This is a genomic window from Pseudomonas sp. SMV71 (genome assembly GCF_052042015.1).
Classification (GTDB): Bacteria; Pseudomonadota; Gammaproteobacteria; order Pseudomonadales; family Pseudomonadaceae; genus Aquipseudomonas.
Window position 1 is genome coordinate 1 of record NZ_JBKGGU010000037.1, and the last position, 9,430, is coordinate 9,430.

General features: G+C 63.6%; 6 protein-coding genes. 5 read left to right on the forward strand and 1 reads right to left on the reverse strand.

Annotated features, from left to right (window positions below):
• The first annotated feature begins 146 nt into the window (after positions 1-146).
• The 5 genes from pvdM (at position 147) to ACLEJQ_RS25045 (ending at position 8,173) form a co-directional block, all read left to right on the forward strand.
• Positions 147-1,517 (forward strand): pyoverdine-tailoring dipeptidase-like protein PvdM, encoded by a 1,371-nt coding sequence (pvdM, locus tag ACLEJQ_RS25025; protein WP_440799557.1) that lies wholly within the window; start codon positions 147-149, stop codon positions 1,515-1,517.
• The gene (pvdN, locus tag ACLEJQ_RS25030) at positions 1,514-2,794 is read left to right on the forward strand and encodes a pyoverdine-tailoring periplasmic protein PvdN (RefSeq protein ID WP_440799560.1); all 1,281 of its coding nucleotides are present in this window, start codon (positions 1,514-1,516) and stop codon (positions 2,792-2,794) included. The genes pvdM and pvdN overlap by 4 nt, the downstream gene beginning before the upstream one ends.
• 23 nt (positions 2,795-2,817) lie before the next feature.
• Positions 2,818-3,690 (forward strand): dihydropyoverdine dehydrogenase, encoded by an 873-nt coding sequence (gene pvdO, locus ACLEJQ_RS25035; protein ID WP_440799563.1) that lies wholly within the window; start codon positions 2,818-2,820, stop codon positions 3,688-3,690.
• A 282-nt stretch (positions 3,691-3,972) separates the two neighbouring features.
• Complete coding sequence (locus ACLEJQ_RS25040; protein ID WP_440799566.1) at positions 3,973-5,622, forward strand: cyclic peptide export ABC transporter; 1,650 nt, start codon at positions 3,973-3,975, stop codon at positions 5,620-5,622.
• 100 nt (positions 5,623-5,722) lie between these two features.
• Complete coding sequence (locus tag ACLEJQ_RS25045; protein ID WP_440799569.1) at positions 5,723-8,173, forward strand: TonB-dependent siderophore receptor; 2,451 nt, start codon at positions 5,723-5,725, stop codon at positions 8,171-8,173.
• A gap of 217 nt (positions 8,174-8,390) precedes the next feature.
• On the opposite strand, the gene ACLEJQ_RS25050 is transcribed toward ACLEJQ_RS25045, so the two are convergent.
• Positions 8,391-9,353, reverse strand: coding sequence for an alpha/beta hydrolase (locus tag ACLEJQ_RS25050; protein ID WP_440799572.1), 963 nt, complete (start codon positions 9,351-9,353; stop codon positions 8,391-8,393).
• Positions 9,354-9,430 lie beyond the last annotated feature (77 nt).

Here is a 9,430-nt window from a genome sequence, read left to right on the forward strand (position 1 = left end):
AAAGGCGGAACCGTAAGAAGCCGTTACCGCAGCAACGGATATACCCCCAATCCACAACCCCACACCGCCTAAATTTCCCCGCCATCTACTCGTCCTCCCCACATAGCAAAGCCCCCCACGCCCGGCAAACCTGACTGAGATCGGCAATGACAACACGACGTTCGAAAAAAGCGCTACTCACCGGCGTGCCCCTGGCCCTGGCGCTGGTGATCGGCGGCAGCCTGGCAGCCTGGGACCACTGGTGGCGAGACAACCCCGGCTACCCAGTCAAAGTCATGAAACAAGCCAAGGCCCTGCACGACCGCCTGCTCTCCTTCGACAGCCACATCACCGTCCCACTGGATTTCGGCACCGCCGGCCACGAGGCCGACAAGGATGGCAGTGGCCAGTTCGACCTGGTGAAAGCCAACCGCGGCCAATTGTCCGGCGCCGCGCTGACGGTCTTCGGCTGGCCCGAGCTGTGGAACGGTCCCAACGCCCCGCACAAACCCACCGCCGGGTTCGTCGAGGAGGCGCGCAACCAGCAAGAGGTGCGCTACAAGATCATCAGCGGCCTGGTCCGCGATTTTCCCAACCAGGTCGCCATCGCCTACACCCCGGAGGATTTCCGCCGCTTGCACGGCGAAGGCAAGTTCGCGATTTTCATCAGCATGCTCAACGCCTACCCCCTGGGCCGCGACTTGAGCCTGCTGGACCTGTGGACGGCGCGCGGCATGCGCATGTTCGGGTTCAGCTACATCGGTAATAACGACTGGGCCGACTCGTCCCGCCCGCTGCCATTCTTCAACGACTCGCCCGACGCGCTCGGCGGCCTGTCGGACCTGGGCAAGCAAGCGGTGACCCGCCTCAACGACCTAGGGGTGATCATCGACGTGTCGCAAATGTCGAGCCAGGCCCTGGAACAAGTCGCGCAGCTGAGCCGAACGCCGCTGGTAGCGTCCCATTCGGCGCCCCGGGCGATGGTCGACATCCCGCGTAACCTCAGCGACAAGGAACTGCAACTGATCAAGCGCAGTGGCGGCGTGGTGCAGATCGTCGGCTTCTCCCAATACCTGCGCCCGCTGACGCAAAAGACCCAGGACAAACTCAATGCCCTGCGCCAACGCTTCGACCTGCCGCCGCTGCCCAACCTGGCCATGGCCCTGATGCCGGGCGATCCGATCATCGCCGCGTGGCCGGAGCAGAAGTTCGGCGAATACGCCGCGCAGCTCTACGGCATTCTCGAGGAAGAACCCAAGGCCAGCCTCAAGGACCTGGGGGACGCCATCGATTACACCGTGCGCAAGATCGGCATCGACCACGTCGGCATCAGCTCGGACTTCAACGAAGGCGGCGGTGTGAAAGGCTGGGAGAACGTCGGCGAGATCCGCAACGTCACCGCCGAATTGCTTACCCGCGGCTACTCCGAAGCCGACATCGCCAAGCTCTGGGGCGGTAATTTCCTGCGGGTCTGGGATCAGGTGCAACAAGCCGCCCGCCCCCCGGTGGCCTCGGCCCAGCAGGTCAGCCAGCCATGAATGAACGCCGCACCTTTCTCAAGCAGGCCGGCATCCTCGCGGCCGGCCTGCCCCTGGCCGCCAGCCTGCCCGCACAGGCAAGCACCAAGCCACTGCCATCGCTGTCCCGAGACAAATGGGCGCAGTTGCGCACGTTGTTCGACCAGGATCCGGACTATCTGCACTTCTCCAACTTCCTGGTCACTACCCACCCACGCCCGGTGCGCGAGGCCATCGAAAGACACCGCGCCGCCCTCGACCAGAATCCGGGGCTGTTGATGGACTGGGACCTGGGTGTGACCGAGGAACGCGAAGAGAACGTACGGACCTGGGCCGGTCGCTACCTGCAAGCCAGCCCCCAGCAGATCGCCCTCACCGGCAGCACCACTGAAGGCCTGGCGATGATTTACGGCGGCGTGCAAGTACGCGCCGATCAGGAAATCCTCACCACCGCCCACGAACACTACGCCACCCACACCATTCTCGATCTGCGCACCCAACGGGACGGCACTCGGGTACGCAAGATCAAGCTGTTCGAGCAGGCCCACGCCGCCAGCCACGACGAAATCCTCAGCGCCATCGACCGCAGCATCCGCCCCGAAACCCGCGTGCTGGGCATGACCTGGGTGCATTCGGGCAGCGGTGTGAAGCTGCCGATTGGCAAGATCGGCGCGCTGGTGGACAAACACAATCAGGGCCGTAGCGATGAACAGCGGATCATCTATGTGGTGGACGGCGTACACGGTTTCGGCGTCGAGGACCTGAGCTTCCCCGAGATGAACTGCGACTTCTTCATCGCCGGGACCCACAAATGGATGTTCGGTCCGCGGGGCACCGGCCTGGTGTGCAGCCGCAGCGCAGAACTCCAGTACGTCACACCGATCATCCCGACGTTCTCCGAAGCCACGGCATTTTCCACGGTCATGACGCCCGGCGGTTTTCACGCCTTCGAACACCGCTGGGCGGCGGACGAAGCGTTCAAGTTGCACCTGCAACTGGGCAAGGCCGAGGTCCAGGCGCGCATCCATGCCCTCAACAGCTACCTGAAAAAACAGCTGCTGGCCAAGCCACAGATCGAGCTGGTCACGCCGTTGAGCCCGGAGCTGTCGGCCGGCTTCACCTTCTTCCGGGTCAAAGGCCGCGACAGTGACGAGATCGCCGGCTACCTGATGAAAAACCGGGTGATCGCCGACGCCGTGCATCGCGACGCCGGGCCGGTGGTGCGCACCGCGCCGGGGTTGCTCAATACCGAAAACGAGATCGATCGCTTCATGGGCCTGCTGACCCAGACACTCTGAACCTGACTTTACGAGAAAGAACGATGAACAGTTTTCCATCGATGCTTGCGGCGCTGTTCCTGGCCGCCCTGCTGCCCTCCGGCGCCCACGCCTCGCAACCGGGCCAGGTGTTGCGCGACTGCAAGGACTGCCCGGAAATGGTCGTACTGCCCACCGGCACCTTCCAGATGGGCACCCCGGAAGACGAAGTGGGACGCGAGCCCGACGAAGGCCCGGTGCACCCGGTGACATTTGCCCGTCCGGTGGCGATCAGCCGTTTCCAGATCCTCAAGAGCGAGTGGTTCGCCTACCTGCGGGACACCGGCTACACCATGCCCGATGGCGATGAGCGACCGGGGCGGGCGTGCAAGGCCGGCATCCCGGACTACCAGGGCAGCGACCCGCGCAAGCAATACACCGACCGGCACCCGGCGGTGTGCATGGATTTCGCCGAGGCCAACGCCTACGTGGCATGGCTGTCGAAAAAAGCCGGCAAGCCTTACCGGCTGGTCAGCGAGTCCTTGCGCGAATACGCGGCACGCGGCGGCAGCACCGGCCCATTCCCCTTCCCGTTCGACGAGGGCAAGGACTACAGCATCGCGAAGCACGCCAACACCTACGGCGCCGCCGACGGCTACAACTTCACCGCCCCGGCCGGCAGCTTCGCACCCAATGCCTTCGGCGTGTACGACATGCACGGCAACATCTACGAGTGGACCGCCGACTGCTACAACGAAAACTACCTCGGCGCCCCGAGCGACGGCAGCGCCTGGCTGACCGGCAAGTGCGAGTTCCGCCGGATCCGCGGCAACGATTGGGGTGAGGCGCCGGTGTTTTCTCGCTCCGGCAACCGCAACGCGCTGGTGCCCAGCGTGCGTGGCGACTGGATCGGGTTCCGGGTGGCGCGGGATATGTAACCCGAGTTTGCATGGTTCAGGGGAGCTTTCCGTGGCGAGGGAGCTTGCTCCCGCTGGGCTGCGAAGCGGCCCCCAGGTTTTGCGGCCGCTGCGCGCCCGAGCGGGAGCAAGCTCCCTCGCCACAGGTGCTTTGTTCGCCTGGGCCTACCGAGTCAAGCATCCTTAAATCCCCTCCCCCACCAAACGTCTAACAGACGGGCGCGATCCAACCGGCGCACCTGCGTCCCCGGCAAATGCCCCCGATGCCTCCGCCCCTTTTTCCATCCAGCAGGGACCCCCTCCATGAGCCAACCAAAACGCGGTGTGATCCATGAATTGTTCACCCTGCTCAAACCCTTCCGGCTGATTGTCATCGGCGCCATCGTGCTGGGCATGGTCGGTGGCCTGAGCGTCACCGTGCTGCTGGCGACGATCAACCAGGCGCTGCACGCCGAAGGCGGTCTGACCCACACTGTGGTGGGTGTCTTCGCCGGGTTGTGCCTGCTGGCGCTGGTCAGTTCCATCTGCTCGGACATCGGCACCAATTATGTCGGCCAGAAAATCATCGCCCGGTTGCGCAAGGAGCTGGGGGAAAAAGTCCTCTCGGCGCCCATCGAGCAGATCGAACGCTACCGCAGCCACCGGCTGATCCCGGTGCTGACCCACGACGTCGACACCATCAGCGACTTCGCCTTCGCCTTCGCCCCCCTGGCGATCTCCCTGACCGTCACCCTCGGTTGCATGGGTTACCTGGCGCTGTTGTCGTGGCCAATGTTCCTGCTGATGCTGGTGGCGATCGTCATCGGTACCGTGGTCCAGTACATCGCCCGCGGACGCGGGATCAAGGGTTTCATGGCGGCCCGCGATGCGGAAGACGAACTGCAAAAGCACTACAACGCCGTCGCCGAAGGCGCCAAGGAACTGCGCATCCACCGTCCGCGCCGCCAACGCATGTACGTCTCGGGCATCGAGCGCACCGCCGACCATATCTGCGATACGCAGATCCGTTCGGTGAATACGTTCGTGATCGCTAAGACCCTGGGCTCGATGCTGTTCTTCGTGGTGATCGGCCTCGCACTGGCCCTGCAATCGCTGTGGCCGAGCACGGACCAGGCGGTGATGAGCGGTTTCGTGCTGGTGCTGCTGTACATGAAAGGCCCGCTGGAACACCTGATCGGCACGTTACCGATTGTCAGCCGCGCCCAGATCGCCTTCCGCCGTATCGCCGAGCTGTCGGAACAGTTTTCCTCGCCGGAACCGCATCTGTTGCTCAGTGACCAGGGGCGCCCACAAACGACGGTGCAAAGCCTGGAACTGCGCGACGTCTCGTACGCCTTCCCGGCGGCCGAAGGCGCCCGGCCGTTCCGCCTCGGGCCGGTCAACCTGAAGATCGACCAGGGCGACATCGTGTTCATCGTCGGGGAAAACGGCTGCGGCAAGACCACCCTGATCAAGCTGCTGCTGGGCCTGTACGCCCCGCAACAAGGGGAAATCCGCCTCAACGACCAGGTGGTGAGCGCCCCGACCCGGGATGACTACCGCCAGTTGTTCACGACGATTTTTGCCGACTACTACCTGTTCGACGACATCGTGCAGGGCGACACCCACATCCCGGAGGACGCCAACAAGTACCTGCAACGCCTGGAAATCGCCCACAAGGTCAGCGTGCGCGAGGGTGCTTTCACCACCACCGACCTCTCCACCGGTCAGCGCAAGCGCCTGGCGCTGGTCAACGCCTGGCTGGAAGAGCGCCCGGTGCTGGTGTTCGACGAATGGGCCGCCGACCAGGACCCGACGTTCCGGCGGATTTTCTATACCGAGCTGCTGCCGGACCTCAAGCGCCTGGGCAAGACCATCATCGTGATCTCCCACGACGACCGTTACTTCGACGTGGCCGACCAACTGGTGCGGATGGAAGCCGGAAAAGTGGTCACCGAACTGCAGCCTGCGTAAATAGTCACGATTCTCATTTCCGGTTTTGCGACGGTCGTGCGTCCTAATTAGGAATTGCTCACAACTACATCCACTTAACACCTGCAAGAGTGAAACACTGATGCCAGCAACTCCGGGGATTCCACGTTTTACCAAGGCACTGATCATGCGTCGCCTGCTGCAACCGGGCTTTAGCGCCACCGCGTTCAGCATGGCCCTGGCCTTGCCGTTCAGCGCACAGGTCCAGGCCCAGGAAATCGACTTCAACATTCCTGGGCAATCGCTGGCGAGTGCGTTGCAGGCGTTGAGCACGCAGTCGAGCCTGCAAGTGCTGTATAGCGCCGACGACGTCCAGGGGCTGCGTAGCCAACCGGTCAACGGGCGGTTGTCGCCGACCCAGGCGCTGTCACAGATGCTGGTGGGGACCGGCGTCGTGTTCACCGTCGAAGGCAACACCGTCACCGTGCGCTCCAGGGCCCCGGGCGATTCACTGGAACTGGCGCCGACCACCATCAGCGGCCGCACGGCGGAATCGGCATATGGCCCGGTGGACGGCTACGTCGCCACCCGCAGCGCCACCGGCACCAAGACTGACACGCCGATCCTGGAAATCCCGCAGACCATCAACGTGGTCACCGCCGACCAGATCGCGACCCAGGGCGCCCGCAACCTGACCCAGGCCCTGCGCTACACGCCGGGGCTGAACACTGGCGGCTTCACCGATCGCAACGCCATCGCCGACGAGATCACCAGCCGCGGCTTCTCGCCGACCCCGCTATACCTGGACGGCGCCTACCTGCCCTACGCCGGCAGCCTGGGCGGCGCGCCGCAGATCGATCCATACACCCTGGAGCGCATCGAAGTGCTCAAGGGCCCGTCGTCAGTGCTCTACGGGCAGAACCAGCCGGGCGGCCTGATCAACATGGTCTCCAAGCGGCCGACCACCGAACAGCGCAGCCAGATCAAGCTGGGCGCCGGCAGCTACAACCGGGTCAACGGCGCGTTCGACACCAGCGGTCCGATCGACGACCAGAAGGAATTCAGCTATCGCGTCATCGGTTTGGCGAAAAAAGGCAACCAGCAGGTCGACCACACCCACAGCGAACGCATGCTGCTGGCGCCGAGCCTGACCTGGGCGCCCAACGAAGACACCTCCCTGACCTTGCTGGCGCAGATCCAGAAGGATGACGGCCTGGAAGACTATCAGGCGCTGCCGCGGATCGGCTCCCTGGAACGCGGCCCGAACGGCCAGCGCATCGACCGCAATTTCTTTTCCGGCGACACCCGCTGGAACGACTACAAGCGCGACCAGTTCATCCTCGGCTACGACTTCAGCCATAACCTGACCGATGACCTGAAGTTCCGCTCCACGGCGCGCTACACCGACGTGCGAGACCAGTACAAGGGCTTCTACCTGCGCAGCTTCGTCACCAGCGGTGGCGTGACCGACCAGACCCGGGCCAACCGCGTGAAACTCGACTGGCGGCAGCACAACACCGCCTACACCATCGATAACAGCGTGGAGTACAAATTCAACACCGGCGCCCTGGAACACACCACCCTGGCGGGCCTGGATTATCGCCATTTCAATCGCAAGTACGACGGCTACAACGCCTACAACGTCGTGCCGATCAACCTGTACGGCAGCAACAACAACTATGACACCGGCAGCGTGACCCCGACCCTGGACACCAAGTGGGACAACACCGTGCGCCAGACCGGCGTCTACTTCCAGGACCAGATCAAGCTGGACAAGTGGATCCTGACCGTGGGCGGCCGCCAGGACTGGGCCGAAGTGGACAACAAGGACCTGCTGGCCCGCAGCGTCTCGCAACTGCGTGACAACAAGTTCACCGGTCGCGTGGGCCTGACCTACGTCACCGACTTCGGCCTGGCACCGTACATCAGCTATTCCGAGTCCTTCCTGCCGACCGTGGGCACGGACGCCGCCGGTGATTCGTTCAAGCCGACCGAAGGCGAGCAGTACGAAGTGGGTGTGAAGTACCAGCCGTTCGACAAAACACTGATCACCGCCTCGGTGTTCGAGATCAAGCAGAAGAACCTGGTCACTGCCGACCCGGCCGATCCCGCCAACTCGATCCAGTCCGGGGAAGTCCGTTCCCGTGGCGTTGAACTGGAAGTCAAATCGGCCATCGACAACGTCGAGGTCATGGCGGCCGCATCCTACCTCGACTCGTTCTACACCAAGGACAACTACGGCAACGAGGACAACCGCAGCGAGCAACAGGCACCGGTTTCCGCCACCTTGTGGGTCGACTACCACTTCACCCAAGCCAACCTCAACGGCCTGACCTTCGGCGCGGGCGCACGCTACACCGGCCGCAAGCCGGGCGACGCGGCCAACTCGTTCGACGTACCGGCCTTCACCGTCTTCGACACCACCGTGCGCTACGACCTGGGCAAGATGACCCCGAGCCTGCGTGGCGTCAGCACCAGCCTGAACGTGCAGAACGTCTTCGACCGCGAATACGTGTCCCACTGCAACTACTCGTTCGGTTGCTACTACGGCCAGGAACGCGTGGCTTCGGTGGATGTGACTTACGACTTCTAAGCAATACCGCAGTAACGGGAAACCGGGCCTTGGCCCGGTTTTTTTTATCTGTCCCAAACCCGGTGGGAGCAGCTGTGAATGCAGATGTATAGACCCCCCAATAACCCTGTGGGAGCGAGCTTGCTCGCGATAGCGGTGGGTCAGCCAGCAATCATTAACCTGACACACCCCCATCGCGAGCAAGCTCGATCCCACAGGGTATGGGTATAGCTCTGATTCAATCGTACAGCGCAGCCCGAAGCGCTTCGCTCAACTGCCCATACACCTCATCGATCTCCGGCACCACGCTCTGCAAGCGCAGGAAATCGTGGATCAATGCGCTGTACTCGATCACCTCCACCGACACACCCTGCGCTTGCAAGTGCCGGGCATAGGCGCGGCCTTCATCGAGCAAGGGGTCATGGCCGGCCAGGGCGATCAGCGCGGGGGCCATGCGTGGGTGGGCCGGGGCCAGCAACGGTGAAAAACGCCAGTCCAGGCGATCGGCCGGCTCGTTGGCGTAGTGCCGGTAGAACCACTCCAGGGTCTGGCTTTCCAGCAGATAGCCTTCGCCGAACAACTCGGTGGAAGGGCTGCTGGCCGAGGCGTCGGTCACTGGATAACACAACAGTTGGAAGCACGGCGTGATCGCCAGCGCGTCCGGCTCCAGCGCCGATTGCAGCGCCAGCACGGTCGCCAGGGTCGCGCCGGCACTGTCGCCGCCCAAGGCCACGCGGCTGATGTCCAGGCTTTCGGCGCGGGCCTGTTGCGCAAGCCAGGCCAGGGCGTCGGCGCCGTCGTTCAGTGGCGTCGGGAACCGGTGCTCGGGGGCCAGGCGATAGCCCACCGACAACACCGCACAGGGTGTTCGCGCACAGAACTCGCGGCAGACACCGTCATGGGAATCGAGGCTGCCGACCACGTACCCGCCGCCGTGAAAATACACCAGCACCGGCAACGCCTGGGCTGACAACGTGGCAGGTCGATACAACCGCAGCGTCAATGACGCACCGTCCCGTGCGAGACATTCGTGGGCCGCGCACTGCACATCCGCCGGGGCGCCCCAGCGCAGTTGTACGGTGGTGCGCTCGAACGCGTCACGGGCCTGGGCCGGCGTCGAGAGGTAAAACGGCCCGGCGCCGTCCGCCTGGCTTTGTTCAGCCAGGTCGAGGAAGGCGTTGAGTTCCGGATGCAAGGACATCACAGTTTCCTTATGAAATAGCCATGGGTGAAAAATGAGCCAGGATCGACACCATCCCTGTGGCGAGGGAGCTTGCT

Excerpts from the sequence above, each read along its gene's own strand:
- ACLEJQ_RS25040 (WP_440799566.1), top strand. The coding sequence starts at position 3,973 with ATGAGCCAACCAAAACGCGGTGTGATCCATGAATTGTTCACCCTGCTC.
- ACLEJQ_RS25045 (WP_440799569.1), top strand. The coding sequence starts at position 5,723 with ATGCCAGCAACTCCGGGGATTCCACGTTTTACCAAGGCACTGATCATG.
- ACLEJQ_RS25050 (WP_440799572.1), bottom strand. The coding sequence starts at position 9,353 with ATGTCCTTGCATCCGGAACTCAACGCCTTCCTCGACCTGGCTGAACAA.
- pvdO (WP_440799563.1), top strand. The coding sequence starts at position 2,818 with ATGAACAGTTTTCCATCGATGCTTGCGGCGCTGTTCCTGGCCGCCCTG.
- pvdM (WP_440799557.1), top strand. The coding sequence starts at position 147 with ATGACAACACGACGTTCGAAAAAAGCGCTACTCACCGGCGTGCCCCTG.
- pvdN (WP_440799560.1), top strand. The coding sequence starts at position 1,514 with ATGAATGAACGCCGCACCTTTCTCAAGCAGGCCGGCATCCTCGCGGCC.